The sequence below is a fragment of the Marmoricola sp. RAF53 genome, from assembly GCF_052114005.1.
In the GTDB taxonomy this organism is placed as follows: Bacteria; Actinomycetota; Actinomycetes; order Propionibacteriales; family Nocardioidaceae; genus Marmoricola.
In genome coordinates, this window is record NZ_JBFRDX010000005.1 from 52,818 (window position 1) to 71,960 (window position 19,143).

The window sequence follows — 19,143 nt, forward strand, 5'->3', positions numbered from 1 at the left end:
CATGGCCACCATCGAGATGACCAACATCGTCAAGAAGTACGGCGACGGATTCGCGGCCGTGAACGACGTCAGCATCGACGTGCAGGACGGCGAGTTCATGATCCTCGTCGGCCCGTCGGGCTGCGGGAAGTCCACCCTGCTGCGGATGATCGTCGGCCTGGAGGACATCACCTCCGGTGACATGGTCATCGACGGGCGCAAGGTCAACGACCTCGCGCCCCGGGAGCGCAACCTGGCGATGGTCTTCCAGAACTACGCGCTGTACCCGCACCTGACGGTCTACGAGAACATCGCCTTCCCGCTGCGCCTTGCCGGCACGCTGTCGAGCTCGGAGATCGACAGCAAGGTGCGCGAGGCGAGCAGCACCCTCGAGCTCGACGAGCACCTGCAGCGCAAGCCGGGCAACCTCTCCGGCGGCCAGCGGCAACGGGTGGCGATGGGTCGCGCGATCGTCCGCAACGCCGACGCCTTCCTCTTCGACGAGCCGCTGTCCAACCTCGACGCCAAGCTGCGCGGCCAGATGCGGACCGAGATCGCCCGGCTGCAGCGCCGGCTCGGGATCACCACCGTCTACGTCACCCACGACCAGACCGAGGCGATGACGCTGGGCGACCGGGTCGCGGTGCTGCGCCGCGGCGTGCTCCAGCAGCTCGCGACGCCGCGCGAGCTGTACACCCGCCCGGTCAACCTGTTCGTCGCCGGGTTCATCGGCTCGCCGCCGATGAACTTCCTGCCGGCCACCGTCTCCGGCGACCAGGTCGAGCTGCCGTTCGGGACCATCACCGTCCCGGCCGAGAAGGCCCGGGCCGCCGAGGGCCGCGGCCTGCTCATCGCCGGGATCCGCCCCGAGCACTTCGAGGACGCCCAGGTGGTCGACGAGGAGACCAGGCGCCGCGGGTCCACCTTCAGCGCCCACGTCGACGTCGTCGAGTGGCTCGGCCACGAGGCCTACGCCTACATCCCGTTCGAGGCGCCGCCGGAGGTCGCCGAGCAGCTCGACCAGCTGGAGCGCGAGCTCGACGGCGAGGCGATGCGCACCCAGCTGGTGGTGTCGCTGGACGCGAACAGCGGGATCAGCAAGGGCGAGGACGCCGAGATCTGGGTCGACTCCCGCGAGATCCACCTCTTCGACCCGGGAACCGGCGAGAACCTGACGGCGGGAACGACGACGGCCTGACATGATCGTGCGGTGGACGAGCCCGAGGACCGCCTCCGCACGGCCGGCGTCGTCGCCCTGGCCGCCTTCGGCGCGGTCGTGGTGTTCGCGCTGGTCTACGGCCCGGTGAGCTGGGCCGTCGCCGGTCTCGGCGCCTCCCCCGCGATCGCGTCGCTCTTCGGGATCGTCGCCGGCTTCTTCTCCGGACGGGCGCTGTTCGTCTGGGTCCGGGCGCGGTCGACCTAGGCCGGGTCGTGCGCGCCCGCGTCCTCGCCGCGCTGCTCCTGGTGGCCTCGACCGCCGGGCTGCTGGCGGCCTGCGACGACGCGCCGTCCGCCCCGGCCGACCTGCCCGCCTCGTGGAACGAGGTCACGCTCCCGGTCCCACCCGGTCCGGCCGGGAGGCTCGCGGTCCGCGACGCGACCTGGTGCGGCCGCTGGTACGTCGCCGGCGGGGTCCTCGGCGGCGACGGCAGCAGTCGGCCCGCCCTCTGGACGAGCACCGACGGGAGCCGCTGGACCGTGGTCCCGACGGCAGCGACGGACCTCTACGCGAAGAAGTCGGTGCTCTCCACCGTGGCCTGCCGCGGCGCGCAGGTCGCCGCGGTGGGAGCCAAGTCCGGCGGCGCGCACGCGCTACCGCGGACCAGCTCCTGGTACCTCCGCCCCGACGGCACCCTGGTCGACGTCCGCGCCGGCTTCGAGCTCTTCGGCGGACCGGCCGCGGTGAGCGTGAACCGGGTCGCGGCCGGGGACGACGACTGGCTGATCGCGGGCAACCGGCGCAGCGGCGCCGCTGTCTGGGTCTCCCCCGACGCCACCGCGTTCCGGCTCGTCGACGACGACCCGGCCCTCTCCAGCGACGCCGGGGGCGGTACCGCCGCGCTCGGCCAGGCCCACGACGCCGACGGCTGGACCGTCGTCGGTCGCCGGCAGCCGCCGGGCCGGATCTCGCCGGTGCCGCTCGCCTGGTCCTCGGCCGACGGGCTGCGCTGGCAGCGGCAGGACGTCCCCGCCGCGACCGCGGGCTTCGCCGACCTGGAGCGCGTGGTCCCGGTGCCGGGCGGCGTGGTCGCCGTCGGCCTGCGCGACGACCGGTTCGGCGCCTGGACCCGGACGCACGGGCAGTGGCGGGCCGGTCCCGCGTTCGGACGGCTCGCCGGCAGCGGAGGCGGCGCCCCGTTCGTCTCGGGCCTCGCGACCGACGACGGCGGCACCCTCGCGGCGGTCAGCGACGGCCGCCGTTTCGGCCTCTGGGTCGACCGCGGGAAGGACGGCTGGCGCGCGGTACGCATCCCGCTGCGGCCGCCCACCAACGGCGACTCGACCCTCACCGTCGCCGGGGACGGCACCCGGGTGCTGCTGCTCGCCGACGACGGACGCGCCGGCCGCGTGTGGCTGGGGGGTGGACCGCGCTGAGCGGCCCCGGTCCGCGGGATTACGCTTGTCCACCGTGAGCACTGAGCCTGAATTCCGCTACTCCGACCTCCTCCCCACCGGCAAGGACGACACCCCCTACCGGCTGATCACCACCGAGGGCGTCTCGACCTTCGAGGCGGACGGCCAGACGTTCCTGCGGGTCGAGCCCGAGGCGATCCAGCGGCTCACCGCCGAGGCGATGCACGACATCTCCCACTACCTGCGACCGGCCCACCTGGCGCAGCTGCGCAAGATCATCGACGACCCCGAGGCCAGCGGGAACGACCGTTTCGTCGCGCTCGACCTGCTCAAGAACGTGAACATCTCGGCCGGCGGCGTGCTGCCGATGTGCCAGGACACCGGCACCGCGATCGTGATGGGCAAGAAGTCCGAGGGCGTGCTCACCGGCTCCGACGACGGCGAGGCGATCAGCCGCGGCGTGTACGACGCCTACACCAAGCTCAACCTCCGGTACTCCCAGCTGGCTCCGCTGACGACGTACGAGGAGAAGAACACCGGCACCAACCTGCCGGCGCAGATCGAGATCTACTCGACGCCGCAGACGTCCGGGAAGCCTGAGTACAAGTTCCTCTTCATGGCCAAGGGCGGCGGCTCGGCCAACAAGTCGTTCCTGTTCCAGGAGACCAAGGCGGTCCTGAACCCGAAGCGGCTGCTGGAGTTCCTCGACGAGAAGATCCGCTCGCTCGGCACGGCCGCCTGCCCGCCGTACCACCTGGCGGTCGTCATCGGCGGCACCAGCGCCGAGTTCGCGCTGAAGACCGCCAAGTACGCCTCGGCGCACTACCTCGACAACCTGCCGACCGAGGGCTCGATGAGCGCCCACGGTTTCCGCGACGTCGAGCTGGAGGAGGAGGTCTTCAAGCTGACCCAGTCCTTCGGCATCGGCGCCCAGTTCGGCGGCAAGTACTTCTGCCACGACGTCCGCGTGGTCCGGCTGCCGCGCCACGGCGCGTCCTGCCCCGTCGCGATCGCGGTCTCCTGCTCCGCCGACCGCCAGGCGCTCGGCAAGATCACCCCCGAGGGCGTCTTCCTGGAGCAGCTCGAGATGGACCCGGCGCACTACATGCCGGACGCCGGCGTCGCCGAGGACATCAGCGGCGGCGAGGTCGTGAACGTCGACCTCAACCGGCCGATGAGCGAGATCCTCGGCCAGCTCTCCCAGTACCCGGTGAAGACCCGGCTCTCCCTGACCGGTCCGCTCGTGGTCGCGCGCGACATCGCGCACGCCAAGATCCAGGAGCGGCTGGACGCCGGCGAGGAGATGCCGGACTACCTGAAGAACCACCCGGTCTACTACGCCGGCCCGGCCAAGACCCCGGAAGGCATGGCGTCCGGCTCGTTCGGCCCGACCACCGCGGGCCGGATGGACTCCTACGTGAAGTCCTTCCAGGCCGCCGGCGGCTCGATGGTGATGCTCGCCAAGGGCAACCGCTCCAAGCAGGTCACCGAGGCGTGCGACGCGTACGGCGGCTTCTACCTCGGCTCGATCGGCGGTCCGGCCGCGCGGCTGGCGCAGGACTGCATCAAGAGCCAGGAGGTCCTCGAGTACCCCGAGCTCGGGATGGAAGCGGTCTGGAAGATCGAGGTCGAGGACTTCCCGGCGTTCATCGTGGTCGACGACAAGGGCAACGACTTCTTCACCGACCCGAGCGGCGCGGTCAGCGTGCCGCTCACCGCGCTCGGTGACGCCTCCGGCCTGCGGGTGCGCTCGCGCGAGAAGTGAGGGTCGCGCGGGACAGCAGTAGCCTCGCACCATGACCGATTTCCGGATCGAGCACGACTCCCTCGGCGAGGTCCGTGTCCCCGCCGACGCGCTGTGGCGGGCGCAGACGCAGCGGGCGATCGAGAACTTCCCGATCTCCGGCGCCGCCCTGGAGCCGCGGCACGTGCACGCGCTGGCGGCGATCAAGAGCGCGGCCGCGACGGTGAACGAGCGGCTCGGCGTCATCACCGGCGAGCAGGCCGCGGCGATCCGCGCGGCGGCGGCGTCGGTGGTCGCCGGCGAGCACGACGACCAGTTCCCGATCGACGTCTTCCAGACCGGCTCGGGGACGAGCTCGAACATGAACGCCAACGAGGTGATCGCGGAGCTGGCGGCGCGGGCCGGCGCCGAGGTGCACCCGAACGACCACGTCAACGCCAGCCAGTCCAGCAACGACACCTTCCCCACCTCGATCCACGTCGCCGCGGCCGTGGCGGTCACCGACGACCTCCTCCCGGCGCTGGGGACCCTCGCGGCCGCGTTCGAGCGGAAGGCCGAGGAGTTCGGCGGGCTGGTGAAGTCGGGCCGCACCCACCTGATGGACGCCACCCCGGTGATGCTCGGCCAGGAGTTCGGTGGGTACGCCGCGACCGTCCGTCTCGCCGCCGAGCGCCTCACCGGCGTCCTCCCCCGGGTGCGCGAGCTGCCGCTCGGCGGGACCGCCGTCGGGACCGGCATCAACACCCCGCCCGGCTTCGCCGCGGCCGTGATCGAGGAGCTCTCCGCGCTCACCGGCCAGCCGTTCACCGAGGCCCGCAACCACTTCGAGGCCCAGGGCACCCGGGACTCGCTGGTCGAGCTGAGCGGGGTGCTGAAGACCTACGCGGTCGGGCTCACCAAGATCTGCAACGACCTGCGCTGGATGTCCTCGGGCCCGACCACCGGCCTGGCGGAGATCCACCTGCCCGACCTGCAGCCGGGGTCGAGCATCATGCCGGGCAAGGTCAACCCGGTCCTCCCGGAGGCGACCCTGATGGTCTGCGCCCAGGTGATCGGCAACGACGTCGCCATCACGACGGCCGGGGCGGCCGGGAACTTCGAGCTCAACGTGATGATGCCGGTGATCGCCCGGAACCTGCTGGAGTCGGTCCGCATCCTCGCGACGTCGTCGACTCTGCTCGCCACCCGCTGCGTCGACGGGATCACCGCGGACGCCGACCGGATGCGCCGGTACGCCGAGTCCTCACCGTCGGTGGTGACGCCGCTGAACCGCTACCTCGGCTACGAGGAGGCGGCGAAGGTCGCGAAGGAGTCGCTGCGCGAGGGCAGGACGATCCGGGAGCAGGTGCTCGCGATGGGGTACGTCGACCGCGGGGTGCTCACCCTCGAGCAGCTGGACGCGGCCCTCGACGTGGAGGGCATGACGCGCCCGTCCGGTTCCTGAGGAGGGCGGGCGGCCACCGTCCCGAAGGGCTCGGAACCTCAGTACCAGCCGTGGGACTGCTTGAACGACCACGCCGAGCAGGCGGTGCCGTAGCGCTTGGCGATGTACTCCAGGCCCCACCGGATCTGGGTCTCGGCGTTGTTCTCCCAGTCGGGGCCGGCCGAGGACATCTTCGAGCCGGGCAGCGCCTGCGGGATTCCGTAGGCCGAGGAGGTCGGGTTGTCGGCGTGGACGTTCCAGCGGGACTCGTGCTCCCAGATGTTGTCCACGCAGTCGAACTCGGAGGTCGCCAGGCCGTACTCGGGCATCAGCGCGCGGGCCAGCGTCTTCGGGTCGGCCTTGGTGAGGTCCTCGGTCTTGGTGACCGCGGCGCCGGGGTCGTCGGAGAGCGCGGCGGTCTTCAGCGCGTCGGTGGCTCCGCGGCGGTCGGCGGTCGAGCGGGACGCGGACTGCTCGCGGTCGGCGAGGTCGGCCCGGGTGAGCTGGGTCTTCCCGGCGGACAGGTTGACGAGGGCGCCGTCGGTGGACGGAGCACCGGTCGCCGCCATGCCGGCGGAGACGGAGACACCGGTCGCGAACAGGGCCGCACCCGAGGCGTAGACGACCTTCTTGGCTCCGGTGCGAACACGCTTGGGGGGTGCGTTCCGGTGCTTCGGAACGTACTTCTCAGGCAAGTCAGATCTCTCGGGGTCGACGACAGGGGACCGTCATGCGACGCCGGGGACTGGCAACGAGTCACCGGGCCGGGGAAGAAGCCCCCACCCTCTCCCACCTCCCAGGTGGTTGCAAGTTGAACGCGCGAACTGTCCGCGAACTTGGGGCGGGGTATGACGGGTGGTGCGGGTGTGACGAAAGAGGTGCCGTTTTGTCCGCATTTTGAACGGGCCCGGGCGCGGCCCCCGCCGCACCCGGGCCCGGTGCGCTACATCGTCACGTTCTCCAGCATCTCGGTCACCAGCGCCGCGATCGGCGACCGCTCCGAGCGGGTCAGCGTGACGTGGGCGAACAGCGGGTGCCCCTTGAGCCGCTCGACCACGGCCACGACCCCGTCGTGCCGGCCGACCCGGAGGTTGTCCCGCTGCGCGACGTCGTGGGTCAGCACGACCTTCGAGTTCGCTCCCATCCGGGAGAGCACCGTGAGCAGCACGTTGCGCTCCAGCGACTGCGCCTCGTCGACGATCACGAACGCGTCGTGCAGCGAACGGCCGCGGATGTGGGTGAGCGGCAGCACCTCGAGCATCCCGCGGTCGAGGATCTCGTCGACCACGTCGGTCGTCGTGATCGCCCCCAGGGTGTCGAAGACCGCCTGGCCCCACGGCGACATCTTCTCGGACTCGCTGCCCGGCAGGTAGCCGAGCTCCTGGCCGCCGACCGCGAACAGCGGCCGGAAGACCACCACCTTCTTGTGCTGCCGGCGCTCCATCACGGCCTCGAGACCGGCACAGAGGGCGAGCGCGGACTTCCCCGTCCCCGCTCGCCCACCCAGCGACACGATCCCGACCTCCGGGTCGAGCAGCAGGTCCAGCGCGACCCGCTGCTCGGCGGACCGGCCGTGGATCCCGAAGGCCTCCCGGTCGCCGCGGACCAGGTGGACCCGCTTGTCGGCGCCGACCCGGCCGAGCGCGCTGCCCCGCTCCGACATCAGCACCAGGCCGGTGTGGCACGGCAGCTCGCGGGCGTCGTCGAGGTCGATCACGTTGTCGTCGTACAGCTCGTCGAGGTCGGCGGCGGCGACGTCGAGCTCGGTCATGCCGGTCCAGCCGGCGTCGGACTCGTGGATCTGCTCGCCGCGGTACTCCGCGGCGTCCAGGCCCACGGCCGACGCCTTGATCCGCAGCGGCAGGTCCTTGGAGACCAGGGTGACCTGGTGGCCCTCGTCGGCGAGGTTCTTCGCGACCGCGAGGATCCGGGTGTCGTTGTCGCCGAGCCGGAAGCCGGACGGCAGCGATTCCGGGGAGATGTGGTTCAGCTCCACCCGCAGCGTGCCGCCGAGCTCGCCGATCGGGACCGGCTGGTCGAGACGACCCGCCGAGACCCTGAGCTCGTCGAGCATCCGCAGCGCCGACCGGGCGAAGTAGCCCAGCTCGGGATGGTGGCGCTTGCCCTCCAGCTCGGTGATCACCACGACCGGCAGCACGACCTCGTGCTCGTCGAACCTCTTCAGCGCGCCGGGATCGGCGAGCAGGACCGAGGTGTCGAGGACGTAGGTACGACGCGCGGCCTCGGCCGAGCTCGTGCCGGTGCGGGGGGCCTTGCTGGAGGTGCCACGACTGGGGCGCTTCGCAGTTGCCACGGATTCTTCCCCTCACGGACCGGCACGCGCACTCGGCGCCCCGGCCCTAGCAGTTGTGCTCGGACCGGAGCAGGGAGAGGCTCGAGTGCTGCCTCCGTGTTCCGTGATCTCTCACGAACCCGCCTTCCGGCTCGGCCCGCAACCGTTGCTGACCGATACCAGGAAGGTAAGACCGCCGGCGAGCCGATCCGGGGCGACACGCCCGTGCGCGGGTTACGTCTGGATGAACGGGACGGAGGTCCTGGTCAGATCGGATCAGGTCCCGTGCGCGCTCAGGCGCCGTAGCGGCGCTCGCGCTCGGCGTACGCGCGGACGGCGCGGAGGAAGTCCACGCGGCGGAAGTCCGGCCAGTAGGCCTCGCAGAAGTAGAACTCGCTCTGCGCGCTCTGCCAGAGCAGGAACCCGCCGAGCCGCTGCTCGCCGGAGGTCCGGATCACCAGGTCCGGGTCGGGCTGCCCCTTGGTGTAGAGGTGCTCGGCGATGTGCTCGACGTCGATGACCTCGGCGAGCTCCTCGATGGTCCGGCCCTGCGCGGCCTGCTCGTGCAGCAGCGATCGGACCGCGTCGGCGATCTCGCGGCGGCCGCCGTACCCGACGGCGATGTTGACCAGCAGCCCGTCGACGTCGCGGGTGGCCTCCTCGGCCGCCTTCAGCCGCTCGGCGGTCTCGGCCGGGAGCAGGTCCAGGGCGCCCACCGGGTGCAGCCGCCAGCGGCGCTCCTCGGCCAGCGTGGACACCGCTCCCTCGATCACGCCGAGGAGCTCGCGGAGCTGCTCGGCGGGCCGGTTGAGGTTGTCGGTGGAGAGCAGCCAGAGGGTGACGACCTGGACGCCGACCTCCTCGCACCACTCCAGCAGCGGCTCGATGTTGGCCGCGCCGGCCCGGTACCCGTCGGCGGTGTCGGCACCGACCGCCTTGGCCCAGCGCCGGTTGCCGTCCAGCATCACCCCGACGTGCTGAGGGATCCTGTCCGCGGGGAGACGACGCACCATGCGCGCCTCGTACGCCGGGTAGAGCACCCTGCGCAGTCCTCGCTTCCAGTCGGCCACCGGCTCAGGTTACCGCCGCCGGACCAGCGACCGACGGGCACCGCGGCGAGTCGCGCGTCCTCCGGTTCCCCGGGCGTGTCTACCTACGGTCACGTAACCTGTCGCCATGACAGCGCACGTCCCGATGCCCGAGAAGGCGACGCACGCCGGCCACGCGGCCCACGCGGCGCACGAAGCCGCCCTCGCGCTGCACGAGAAGATGAACGCGGCGAAGCCGAGGCTGCGCGGCTGGATCCACGCCGCGACGTCGCCGCTGGCCCTCGCCGCCGGCATCGTGCTGATCAGCCTGTCGCCGACGGCGGCCACCAAGATCGGCTCGGCCGCGTTCGCCGGCACCGCGATCCTGCTGTTCACGGTGAGCGGCATCTACCACCGCGGCACCTGGTCGCCCCGGACGTGGGCCTTCCTGCGCCGCTTCGACCACGCGAACATCTTCCTGCTCATCGCCGGTTCCTACACGCCGTTCGCGCTGATCCTGCTCGACGGCAGCGCGCAGGTCGTGATGCTCGCGATGGTGTGGACCGGAGCGATCCTCGGGATGCTCTTCCGGGTCTTCTGGATCGACGCGCCGCGCTGGCTCTACACCCCGCTGTACGTCGCGCTCGGCTGGGCGGCGATCTTCTACGCCGACGACTTCGCGTCCGGCGGAGCCGCGGTGATCACGCTGATCGCGGTCGGCGGCGCGCTCTACACCGTCGGCGGGCTGGTCTACGGCCTGAAGTGGCCGAACCCGTCACCGACCTGGTTCGGGTTCCACGAGATCTTCCACGTCTTCACGATCGCCGCGTTCATCTGCCACTACGTGGCCGCCTCGCTGGCGACGTACCGGCTCAGGTGACCAGGCCGACCAGGTAGCCGAAGGCGCCGCCGACCACGACGGCGCCGAGCGCGATCGCCACCGTCGGCCACCGTCCGGCCAGTCGCTCCAGCCCCTGGTAGAGCAGGGTCAGCCCGATCAGGGCAACGGTGACGTGCAGCATCACGGCCAGGGCGACGCCAACGACCGCGCCGGCGATCCGGAACCGGCCCCACAGCAGCGCCAGCACCAGCGGGACCACGATCGCGCCGGCCAGGCCGCCGGCCACCTCGACCGGCCAGGACCGGTCCCCCATCCACGGCAGTTCGGGCACGGGCCCGGCGTCGACGTCGAACAGGTCCAGGCTGGCGAGGACGCCGAGCACGCCGACCACGAGGAACGTGCCGAGGACGCTCAGCCGGTAGCGCCAGGTGCGGGCGACCGACCAACCGGTGCCGGCCCCGCTGACCATGGTCAGGGCCGTCACCGCCGACCAGACCAGCCAGCGGCGGACCACTCCGGTGCCGGTGTCGGCGAGCGCGTCGCGCAGCACCCGGTCCGCCTCCGCCCGCAGCACCACGTGCCCCTCGGTCGAGACGTAGGTGACGTCGTCCGCCGGGTGCACCAGCCCGTCGTGGACCAGCGTGGCCGGCAGGTGCCGCCCGGTCTTCGGGACCAGCCAGGTGAACAGCGCGGGGACCGAGGTCAGGTCGGTGCGGAACGACTGGGTCGCGCGCGGCACCAGCAGCTCGCCGAGGTGCCGGTCGCGGTAGGCGATCCGGCGCATCATCGCCCACTGCTCGCCGCCGTCGGCGGTGGTGATCCGGACGAGCTCGACCTGAGCGTCCGACCCCGGGTTCGGCGGGATCTCCGGCTGGTCCTCGAACGCGTCCACACCGCCGTCGTAGAAGCGGCGCGACTCGGTGTCGAGAGCCATCCTCATGCCGAACACCTCATGGGGCCATCATGGCCCCGCGGGCAGCCCGATCGCCGCGCGCAACGCGCCGACCTCGGTGACCGGTCGCTCGCAGACCATCCCCCGGCACACGTACGCCGCGGCGCGGCCGTCGACCAGCCCCCGGCCTTCGAGCAGCGGGACCGACGACGAGGCGGCGTGCTCCGGGTCGACCACGAGGACGACCGCCCCGAGGACCGACCGGGCGGTCGCGGCGAGCCCGGCACCGGCAGGGTCGCCCGGCTCGGTCACGACGACGATCTCCAGCGGGCCGTCGAGGGCGGCCCGGGCCGCGGCGAGCGACCAGCCGGCGAACCGCGGGGCTTTCTCGGCGAGCCCGCGGACCGAGGCCAGCGCCGCCTCGGCGGCATCCCGGTGGCGGCCCGACCCGGTGAGCGCGGCGTACCGGACCAGCGCGGTCGTGACCGCGGAGTGCCCGGACGGGCTGGCGTTGTCAGAAGGGTCGCGGGGCCGGGCGATCAGTGCCTCGGCGTCGTCCGCGGTGTCGTGGAAGCCGCCGTCGCCGGCGGCGAACCGGTCCAGCGCCACGTCGAGGAGCGCCCCGGCGCGGTCCAGCCAGACCCCGTCGCCGGTCGCCTCGGCCAGCGCGCAGAACGCGTCCGCGACACAGCCGTAGTCCTCCAGGACGCCCGCGTGCGGACCGACGGCCCCGTCACGCGACACCCGGCGCAGCCGGCCGTCGACCAGGTGGAGGTCGACCAGCAGTGTCCCGGCGGCGAGAGCCGCGTCGAGGAACCGCGGCTCGTCGAGGACCCCGGCGGCACGCGCCAGTGCCGCCACCGCGAGCCCGTTCCAGGCGGCCACGACCTTGTCGTCGCGGGCGGGCCGTTCCCGCAGCGCCCGGGCGGCGAGCAGGCGATCCCGCACCCCGGCCCAGCGGGCGGCGTCGTCGGGATCGGCCCGCAGCTGGAGCACCGAGGACCCGTGCTCGAACGTGCCGTTCTCGGTCACCGCGAGCAGCGCCGCCGCCCAGGCGCCGTCCTCGGGACCGAGCACCTCGGCCAGCTGCGCCGGCGTCCACACGTAGAACGTGCCCTCCGCTCCCTCGGAGTCGGCGTCCAGCGCCGATGCGAACCCGCCCTCGGCGGTGCCGAGCTCGGCGAGCAGGAAGTCCGCGGTCTCGACGGCGATCCGACGGGCGAGCTCGTTCCCCTCCAGCGCGTGCCACGACGTGTACGCCGCCAGCAGCAGCGCGTTGTCGTAGAGCATCTTCTCGAAGTGCGGCACCACCCAGCGGGCGTCGACCGAGTAGCGCGCGAAGCCGCCGCCGAGCTGGTCGTAGATCCCGCCACGGGCCATCGACGTCAGCGTCCCGCGGGCGATCCGGAGGGGGTCCTCGCCGCCCTGCCGGAGCAGGAACTCCAGCAGCATGGATGGCGGGAACTTCGGGGCGCCGCCGAAGCCGCCGTTCGCGGCGTCGTACTCGACGGCCAGGCGGGCGGCCGCGGCGTCGAGCACTCCGGCGCCGATCGGCTCGGTGTCGGCCAGCGAGGCGTTCGCGGCCACGTGCGCGGCGATGTTCACCGACGTCGCGATGACGTCGTCACGGCGCTCGACCCAGGCGTCGGTGATCGCCTGCAGCAGCTGGGTGAAGCTCGGCTGTCCATGGCGCGGCCGGTCCGGGAAGTAGGTCCCGGCGAAGAACGGCCGGCCCTCGTGGTCGAGCACGCAGGTCATCGGCCAGCCGCCGTGGCCGGTCGTCGCCACGGTGGCCTGCATGTAGACCGCGTCCACGTCCGGCCGCTCCTCGCGGTCGACCTTGATGCTCACGTAGTGCTCGTTGAGGTAGTCGGCGGTGGCCTGGTCCTCGAACGACTCGTGCGCCATCACGTGGCACCAGTGGCAGGCGGCGTACCCGACGCTCAGCAGCACCGGGACGTCGCGCCGCCGGGCCTCGGCGAAGGCTTCGGGTCCCCACTCCCACCAGTCGACGGGATTGTCGGCGTGCTGGAGCAGGTAGGGGCTGGTCGCGGACGCGAGTCGGTTCACCAGTCCATGGTCCCGCACCCCTGGGCAGCCGGCCGGGGTCAGTCCAGGAGTACGTCGCGCCACCTGTCGAAGACGCGTTCGATCTCGACGGGGTCGACAAAGGTGTCGAACGTGGACTTGGCCCGCTCCCGGCTCACCGGGTCCCGGAGCACCGCAGCGCACCACGCAACGCTCTGGCGGACGTGGCCCCCGACCTCAGGGTGGTCGAGGAACTCGGCGATGACGCGTGCCGTCTCCCCCGGGTCGGCAACCGCAGTGAGGCGCCACACGTCTCCGAAATCCTTGTCACGTACCGAACCCTTGCGTGGCTCACCGAGCCGTTCGCCGATCTTGGAAGCCTTGGCCAGGATGAGCGCCGGGAGCTCGGCGACGTGGATCTCCACGGACAGACGCGGGTCTGCGAGGTCGGAGATCGTCATGCGGGAGCGGTTGAACGCGGCGAGCTCGAGGCCCAAGGCGTTGCCGACCGCGAGCTTTCCGTGGGCGGGTCGGAGCGCTGGGACGCCGCGTTTGCTGCGGCTGGCCGTGCCGGAGAGTCCGTGGGGAGCCAGCAGGTCTATCTTCTCCCGGAAGGAGCGAGTCCCATCCGGCGCGTCGTACGGCTCCCGACCCCACAGCCCCGGTCGAGCGGTGGTCCGGTGCTCGTAGCCAGCCGCTACCAGCAGGTCGTCGATGCTGGGCTGGTCGCCGACCAGGCCCGGAGTGACCCCCAGATCCCCGTCACCGGTCGGCATTCTCGGCACGTCCAGGTCCATCGTCCGCAGCAGCACCGCATGAGCACCGACCAAGGTCAACGACTCGGCATGCGTGTCGAGCACCTCGACCACGTTGATGATCGCTCGGCGACTCCACTCGACTTCTGACCGCGGAGTTCTGTGCAGGGTCACGCCACCCGACGTCCCACGAGAATGTCGGCCTGCTCAACCATCCTGTCGATGCCGCCGTACGCATCCAGGATCACCTGATCGCGCGCGGCGGCGACGACGCCGTCGATGTCGGCCCGGCCCAGCTCGCTCACGCCGTCGAACGGGATCAACGTGACCCGCGTCCCGAACGAGCCCGGGGACTTCGGCACGAGACCGGCGGCCGCGGCCGCTCGCCCGACGTCCTCGACGTAGAGCACCGGCCAGGCCTCCCCCGCGCTGGACCGGTACAGGTTCGCGCCGGCGTCGCCCGTCAGCGCGTAGCCGATGCCGGCCATGCCGAGTGTGCGCGCGACCTCGTACGCGGTCGGCCCGGGCAGGAAGTCCAAGGCACCGGCGCGACGCGTGAGCCGGGCGGCGCGTCCGGCACGGAAAAGAAGATCAGGTTCCTTGCCCGACACCGCTCGCCCCGACGCGTCGACCAGACCGATGCGCGCCCATCGCTGCTGCCACGCGTTGACCTGCGTGGTCACCGCGATCCAGAGCGCCGGGTCGAGCGCCAGCCTGGCGGCCGCGATCGCAGCAGCATCAGCGACCCCGGTGAATCCGATGGGCTCCCCCAGGACCATCAGGATCTCCTGCGCCAGGTCGAACGACGGACTCACCGCCCCGGCCTCGATCCGGGTCACCGTCGTCGGCGCGACCGCGACCAGCGCGGCCAGCTGGCGCGCGCTCAACCCGTTCAGGCGACGCAGGGTCGAGATGCGCTCCGCAAGGTCCACGTGAGCATCCTAGGCGATCGTTGCATAAATGCAACAGGAACCCAGGGCCCGATGCCCTCAGCAGGAGACCTTCGGGTTGTACTCCGCGAACATGCCCGACGGGTTGTTCGCCCACACCCACACGTGCAGGTCGTAGTGCACCGGAGCGCCCGGGCCGTGACCCGGCATCGGGCCGTCGAACTCCTCGCCGAGAAGCGCGGGCCGGTCTCCGTCGGTGCTGACGTCCTGGTCGGCGTCGGCCTGGAAGTACTCGACCCCGACCAACCGGAGCCCGGCGCGGGTCGGTTCGTAGAGCAGGAACGCCGGCTTGCGGACGTCCAACGGTGCTCCCGCGCGGGCCGGGTTCATGTAGTGGATGCCCATAGCGCCGTCCGGACTGGAGACGCAGTCCGACACCGGGACGTAGCCGTCGGCCACCGCGACGTCGACGTCGTGGTAGCGCGCGGTCGCCGCGCGGGCGGCGGCGAGCTGAGCGCCGACCGGCTGGCCGCCCGCCTCGCCGACGACCTTGTCGACCGGCCTTGCGTCGGCCTGTCCGGTGGTGGCGGCGCCCACCGCGGCCGCAGCCAGGGCCAGGGCCCCGAGCACCCGGCCCTTGTTCGAGAGTCGCTCGCGCATCTCTCGTCCTCCTTCTCTTCGATGACGTTCGGGAACGCACCGAAGACTGCCGTCGTACGGCGGCACCGACCATCCCGACCGACCGGGGACTTCGTGTGCCAGAACCCTGGCGGTGGCGGCCCCAGAAATCTGGAGCCCGCGCGACTCCGCGGATCGCCGCGCGTGCACGGATGGCGACCTGGGCGTGACTTCCAGGACACGTTCCCGTCACACGGCCACGTGATGCTCGGGGCAACAGACGTCCACGGGGGTACGGAGGTGTGCAGCATGAAGTTCCGACGCGACCCGAAGCTGGCCCTGATCCGCCGGCTGCCGCTGTTCGAGGGCTGTACGTCGGCCGAGATCCGCGAGATCGGCGCGATCGCCGACGAGATGTGGCTGCCGCCCGGCCGGCGGCTGACCACCGAGGGGGCGCACGGCCAGGAGCTGGTCGTGATCGTCACCGGGTCGGTCGAGGTGGACAAGCGTGGCCGGAAGGTCGCCACCCTCGGGCCGGGCGACTTCGTCGGGGAGATCTCGCTGCTCACCGGCCGGCCGCGGACCGCGACCGTGGTGACCACCTCGGCGGTCGTCGTCCTGGTGATCGCCCGGCACAGGTTCGCCGGTCTCGTCGACCGCCTCCCGGGCCTGCAGGCCCGCCTGGACGAGGTCGTGCCGCTGCGGATGGCTTCCTAGCTCACCGCGCCAGCAGCACGATCCCCACGGCGACCGGCAGCATGCCGAGCAGCAACCACGGCGAGCGCAGCGGACGGCGGTGGATCGCCAGCCCGGCCGCGACCGACCCGACCCCGAGGACGCCGGCGATGGCGACCAGCCCGTACCGGGCCGATCCCCGGTCGGCGTCCATCAGGACCGCCGCCAGGAGCAGCCCGGCCGAGAGGTGCAGCACGGTCGTCACGGTCAGCGTCGACATCACCCACCGCTGGACGCGCTCCAGCCGGGCCTTCTCCGCGGCCAGGTCCGGGCGCGGCCGGCCGAGGGCGGCCGGGTCGATCAGGTGACGCGGACGGGGCCTGACCTCGGCGCTCATCGCTCGACCGGGACCCCGACCAGCGAGCCGTACTCGACCCACGAGCCGTCGTAGTTGCGCACGTTCTGCACGCCGAGGAGCTCGTGCAGGACGAACCAGGTATGGGCGCTGCGCTCCCCGATCCGGCAGTAGACGATCGTCTCGCCCGCGTCGAGGTCGACCCCGGCCGCCGTGTAGAGCGCGCGCAGCTCGTCGTCGCCGCGGAACGAGCCGTCGTCGGTCGCGGCCTGCGACCATGGGACGTTGGCCGCCGTCGGGACGTGCCCAGGGACGTAGGGCTGCTCCTGGGGGAACGCGGCGGGGGCGAGGATCTCGCCGGAGAACTCGGCCGGCGAGCGGACGTCGAGGATCCCGACGCTGCCGATCCCCCGGACCACGTCGTCGCGGTACGCGCGGAGCGCGGGGTCGGCGTCCTGGGCGACGTACGACGTCACGGGCCGGGTCACCTCGTCGGCGGCCAGGGCCCGCCCCTCGAGCTCCCAGCGCTTCCGCCCGCCGTCGAGGAGCCGGACGTCGGCGTGGCCGTAGATCTTGAAGTACCAGTAGGCGTAGGCGGCGAACCAGTTGTTGTTGCCGCCGTACAGGACGACGGTGTCGTCGTTCGCGATGCCGCGCTCGGAGAGCAGCCGCTCGAAACCGGCCCGGTCGACGAAGTCGCGCCGCACCGGGTGCTGGAGGTCGGCTCGCCAGTCGAGCCCGACGGCTCCGGCGATGTGTCCGCGTCCGTACGCGTCGGCGTCCTCGTCGACCTCCACCAGGACCACACCCGGCGCGTCGAGGTTCGCCTCGACCCAGTCCGGCGTGACCAGTACCCGCTCCCGGCTCATGGCAGCTCCTTTGATTGGTGAGCAAATGGTTTGTGTACTAACTATTGGTAGCCTAACCACATGGCCGCCCCCATCTCAAATCCGCTCGCGCTCGAGGAGCAGGTCTGCTTCGCGCTCTCCGTCGCCGCCCGCTCGGTCGTCTCGGTCTACAAGCCGGTGCTCGCCCCGATGGGCCTCACCCACCCGCAGTACCTGGTCATGCTCGCGCTCTGGGGCGCCGAGCCGGTCAGCGTCAAGCAGCTCGCCGGGATGCTCCAGCTCGACCCGGCCACGCTCTCCCCGCTGCTCAAGCGGCTGGAGGCGCTCGACCTGGTGGTCCGCCGCCGCGACACCAACGACGAGCGCAGCCTCGCGGTCTCGCTCACCCCGAAGGGCCGCGCACTGCGCGAGCAGGCCCTGAAGGTCCCGCCGGCGATCGTCGAGCGCCTCGGGATGAGCATCGACGAGCTGCAGGCTCTGCACGGGACCCTCACCCAGGTGATCGCGGCGGCCCAGCACGCGCTGGAGTCCCAGGACTGACGCCACCGGGCCCTAGGGTGTGGGAATGGCCGGCCCGCCCGTCCCGTCCGACCGCCGCTGGCGCATCGTCGCCGCCGTGGTCGTCGGCGCCCTGATCGCGGCCGGCGCCGGGTACGCCGTGACCCGGCACCGCTCGCACGGGTCCGGCGACCGGCCGCTCTCCTGCGCCGGCTCCCCCGACCTCTGCGACCGGCGGCTCGACGAGCTCGTCGTCGCCACCACCCACAACTCGATGGCCGCGACCGACGACGGGTTCAGCTACGCCTCGCAGACCCAGGGCATCGCCTGGCAGCTCGACCACGGCGTCCGCGGCTTCCTCGTCGACGCCTGGCTCGGGACGGTCCGTCAGGTCGGCGGCCGCCCGGTCGTCTACACCGACCGCGACGCGGGCCTCCGGCAGACCGCGGTCAAGGCGATCAGCTCGGGGGCGACCCGGCGCGCCCTGCGGATCCGCCAGCGGGCCGGACGGCCGCCGGTGACCGCCCCGCGCGAGGTGTACCTCTGCCACGAGTTCTGCGAGCTCGGCGCCGTGAAGCTGACCGACGTCGTCGACCTGTGGCGGGACTTCCTGCGGAAGAACCCGGGCGAGCTCCTCGAGATCGTCGTCCAGGACGAGCTCCCGGCCCGGCGGCTGCTCGCCCCGCTGCAGGGGCTGGCGCCGTACCTCGCCCGGATCGACCCGGAGGACCCGCCGACGCTGCGCTCGCTGGTCACCTCGGGGCGGCGTGTCGTCCTCGGCCTGGAGAACGGCGACCTCGGCCCCCGCATCCCCAACGTGTACGACGACGGGCTGGTCCAGGAGGTCCCGTACAACTACCCGACGGTCAGGAGCCTCGAGCGGAGCACCTCCTGCCGGACGAACCGCGGCCGGCCGGACGCGCCGCTGTTCCTGCTCAACAACTGGGTCTCCCCCGCGTCGAGGGCGGCCGCCGCGCGGGCCAACGGGACCGACTTCCTGGTCACCCGCGCGACCGCCTGCGGCAGCGAGCGCGGCCGGGCGGTCACCCTGGTCGCGATCGACTTCGCCGACCTCGGCGGGCTGGTCCCCGCCGTCGAGGAGCTGAACCGGAAGGCGGGATGAGCCGCACCGGACCCGTTCCCCAGGACTAGAACATGTTCTATCCTGGCGTCGCCGGAGCGCTCCCGGCGACGACGAAACGGAGACCCCATGTCCGAGCAGGCCGACCTCACCCCCGCCCTCGCCGCGTCGCACGCGTCCTGGAAGGCCGTGCAGTCGCACGACCGCGCCGGCTGGCTCGCCCTGATGGCCGACGACGTCGTGATCGAGGACCCGATCGGCAAGGCGATCACCAACCCCGACGGCAACGGCGTCCGGGGCAAGGCCGCCGTCGAGGAGTTCTACGACACCAACATCGGCCCGAACGACCTCCGCGTCGAGTGCGAGGAGACCTTCGCGTCGAGCTCGCCGAACGAGGTCGGCCACATCCTCACCCTGCACAGCCGCTTCGACAACGGGCTGTCCAGCAAGGTGCGCGGAATCTTCTGCTACAAGGTCGACGACGCCGGCCTGATCACGAACCTCCGCGGCTACTGGAGCATGGACGCGATGGAGTTCCAGCAGGACTGAGCCGGCGCTCGTCCCGGGCGGCGAAATACTTCCGCGGCTCTCGGCGTTGAGCACGAAAGACACCCCCTGGGG

20 protein-coding genes are annotated in these 19,143 nt (G+C 72.0%); 10 read left to right on the plus strand and 10 right to left on the minus strand.

What is annotated here, in order from left to right:
- The first annotated feature begins 1 nt into the window (after position 1).
- Genes AB4Y76_RS05645 through AB4Y76_RS05665 form a run of 5 tightly spaced genes read left to right on the plus strand, consistent with a single transcriptional unit; the run spans position 2 to position 5,741 of the window.
- Complete coding sequence (locus AB4Y76_RS05645) at positions 2 to 1,177, plus strand: ABC transporter ATP-binding protein (RefSeq protein ID WP_441923011.1); 1,176 nt, start codon at positions 2 to 4, stop codon at positions 1,175 to 1,177.
- A gap of 12 nt (positions 1,178 to 1,189) precedes the next feature.
- Positions 1,190 to 1,402: a hypothetical protein gene (locus AB4Y76_RS05650; RefSeq protein ID WP_441923013.1), complete on the plus strand. Its 213-nt coding sequence runs from the start codon at positions 1,190 to 1,192 to the stop codon at positions 1,400 to 1,402.
- Between the two features lie 8 nt (positions 1,403 to 1,410).
- Entirely contained in the window at positions 1,411 to 2,574 is a 1,164-nt protein-coding gene (locus AB4Y76_RS05655; RefSeq protein ID WP_441923015.1) for a hypothetical protein, read from the plus strand.
- A gap of 34 nt (positions 2,575 to 2,608) precedes the next feature.
- Entirely contained in the window at positions 2,609 to 4,318 is a 1,710-nt protein-coding gene (locus AB4Y76_RS05660) for a fumarate hydratase (protein ID WP_441923017.1), read from the plus strand.
- Between the two features lie 31 nt (positions 4,319 to 4,349).
- Positions 4,350 to 5,741 carry a class II fumarate hydratase gene (locus AB4Y76_RS05665; RefSeq protein WP_441923019.1) on the plus strand — a complete coding sequence of 464 codons (1,392 nt, stop codon included), beginning with the start codon at positions 4,350 to 4,352 and terminating at the stop codon, positions 5,739 to 5,741.
- A gap of 38 nt (positions 5,742 to 5,779) precedes the next feature.
- On the opposite strand, the gene AB4Y76_RS05670 is transcribed toward AB4Y76_RS05665, so the two are convergent.
- The 3 genes from AB4Y76_RS05670 to AB4Y76_RS05680 form a co-directional block, all read right to left on the minus strand.
- On the minus strand, positions 5,780 to 6,415 hold the full coding sequence (locus AB4Y76_RS05670) for a lytic transglycosylase domain-containing protein (protein WP_441923021.1): 636 nt from the start codon (positions 6,413 to 6,415) through the stop codon (positions 5,780 to 5,782).
- 248 nt (positions 6,416 to 6,663) lie between these two features.
- A complete protein-coding gene (locus AB4Y76_RS05675; RefSeq protein WP_441923023.1) occupies positions 6,664 to 8,034 on the minus strand; it encodes a PhoH family protein in 1,371 nt (456 codons plus the stop codon).
- Positions 8,035 to 8,306: 272 nt separating this feature from the next.
- The gene (locus AB4Y76_RS05680) at positions 8,307 to 9,083 is read right to left on the minus strand and encodes an isoprenyl transferase (RefSeq protein WP_441923025.1); all 777 of its coding nucleotides are present in this window, start codon (positions 9,081 to 9,083) and stop codon (positions 8,307 to 8,309) included.
- A gap of 106 nt (positions 9,084 to 9,189) precedes the next feature.
- Between AB4Y76_RS05680 and trhA the strand changes: the two genes are divergently transcribed.
- Positions 9,190 to 9,921, plus strand: coding sequence for a PAQR family membrane homeostasis protein TrhA (gene trhA, locus AB4Y76_RS05685; protein ID WP_441923027.1), 732 nt, complete (start codon positions 9,190 to 9,192; stop codon positions 9,919 to 9,921).
- Here trhA and AB4Y76_RS05690 read toward each other — a convergent pair.
- Genes AB4Y76_RS05690 through AB4Y76_RS05710 form a run of 5 tightly spaced genes read right to left on the minus strand, consistent with a single transcriptional unit; the run spans position 9,914 to position 15,107 of the window.
- Positions 9,914 to 10,822 carry a DUF1353 domain-containing protein gene (locus tag AB4Y76_RS05690; RefSeq protein WP_441923029.1) on the minus strand — a complete coding sequence of 303 codons (909 nt, stop codon included), beginning with the start codon at positions 10,820 to 10,822 and terminating at the stop codon, positions 9,914 to 9,916. The genes trhA and AB4Y76_RS05690 overlap by 8 nt on opposite strands.
- A 21-nt stretch (positions 10,823 to 10,843) precedes the next feature.
- Positions 10,844 to 12,844 carry a thioredoxin domain-containing protein gene (locus AB4Y76_RS05695; RefSeq protein WP_441923031.1) on the minus strand — a complete coding sequence of 667 codons (2,001 nt, stop codon included), beginning with the start codon at positions 12,842 to 12,844 and terminating at the stop codon, positions 10,844 to 10,846.
- A 38-nt stretch (positions 12,845 to 12,882) separates the two neighbouring features.
- Positions 12,883 to 13,671 carry a hypothetical protein gene (locus AB4Y76_RS05700; protein ID WP_441923033.1) on the minus strand — a complete coding sequence of 263 codons (789 nt, stop codon included), beginning with the start codon at positions 13,669 to 13,671 and terminating at the stop codon, positions 12,883 to 12,885.
- Positions 13,672 to 13,727: 56 nt separating this feature from the next.
- The gene (locus AB4Y76_RS05705) at positions 13,728 to 14,489 is read right to left on the minus strand and encodes a helix-turn-helix transcriptional regulator (RefSeq protein ID WP_441923035.1); all 762 of its coding nucleotides are present in this window, start codon (positions 14,487 to 14,489) and stop codon (positions 13,728 to 13,730) included.
- Positions 14,490 to 14,546: 57 nt separating this feature from the next.
- Positions 14,547 to 15,107 (minus strand): hypothetical protein, encoded by a 561-nt coding sequence (locus AB4Y76_RS05710; RefSeq protein ID WP_441923037.1) that lies wholly within the window; start codon positions 15,105 to 15,107, stop codon positions 14,547 to 14,549.
- Positions 15,108 to 15,374: 267 nt separating this feature from the next.
- Between AB4Y76_RS05710 and AB4Y76_RS05715 the strand changes: the two genes are divergently transcribed.
- The gene (locus AB4Y76_RS05715; protein ID WP_441923039.1) at positions 15,375 to 15,782 is read left to right on the plus strand and encodes a cyclic nucleotide-binding domain-containing protein; all 408 of its coding nucleotides are present in this window, start codon (positions 15,375 to 15,377) and stop codon (positions 15,780 to 15,782) included.
- 1 nt (position 15,783) lies between these two features.
- Here AB4Y76_RS05715 and AB4Y76_RS05720 read toward each other — a convergent pair whose 3' ends face one another.
- Together AB4Y76_RS05720 and AB4Y76_RS05725 are read right to left on the minus strand one after the other, a co-directional pair.
- On the minus strand, positions 15,784 to 16,137 hold the full coding sequence (locus tag AB4Y76_RS05720; protein WP_441923041.1) for a hypothetical protein: 354 nt from the start codon (positions 16,135 to 16,137) through the stop codon (positions 15,784 to 15,786).
- Positions 16,134 to 16,964 carry a sulfurtransferase gene (locus tag AB4Y76_RS05725; protein WP_441923043.1) on the minus strand — a complete coding sequence of 277 codons (831 nt, stop codon included), beginning with the start codon at positions 16,962 to 16,964 and terminating at the stop codon, positions 16,134 to 16,136. The genes AB4Y76_RS05720 and AB4Y76_RS05725 overlap by 4 nt, the downstream gene beginning before the upstream one ends.
- A 60-nt stretch (positions 16,965 to 17,024) precedes the next feature.
- On the opposite strand from AB4Y76_RS05725, the gene AB4Y76_RS05730 reads away from it, so the two are divergent.
- From AB4Y76_RS05730 to AB4Y76_RS05740, 3 genes are all read left to right on the plus strand, one after another.
- Positions 17,025 to 17,483: a MarR family winged helix-turn-helix transcriptional regulator gene (locus AB4Y76_RS05730; RefSeq protein WP_441923045.1), complete on the plus strand. Its 459-nt coding sequence runs from the start codon at positions 17,025 to 17,027 to the stop codon at positions 17,481 to 17,483.
- A gap of 25 nt (positions 17,484 to 17,508) precedes the next feature.
- A complete protein-coding gene (locus tag AB4Y76_RS05735; protein ID WP_441923047.1) occupies positions 17,509 to 18,564 on the plus strand; it encodes a hypothetical protein in 1,056 nt (351 codons plus the stop codon).
- Positions 18,565 to 18,651: 87 nt separating this feature from the next.
- Positions 18,652 to 19,071 carry a nuclear transport factor 2 family protein gene (locus AB4Y76_RS05740; RefSeq protein ID WP_441923049.1) on the plus strand — a complete coding sequence of 140 codons (420 nt, stop codon included), beginning with the start codon at positions 18,652 to 18,654 and terminating at the stop codon, positions 19,069 to 19,071.
- The last annotated feature ends 72 nt before the right edge of the window (positions 19,072 to 19,143 follow it).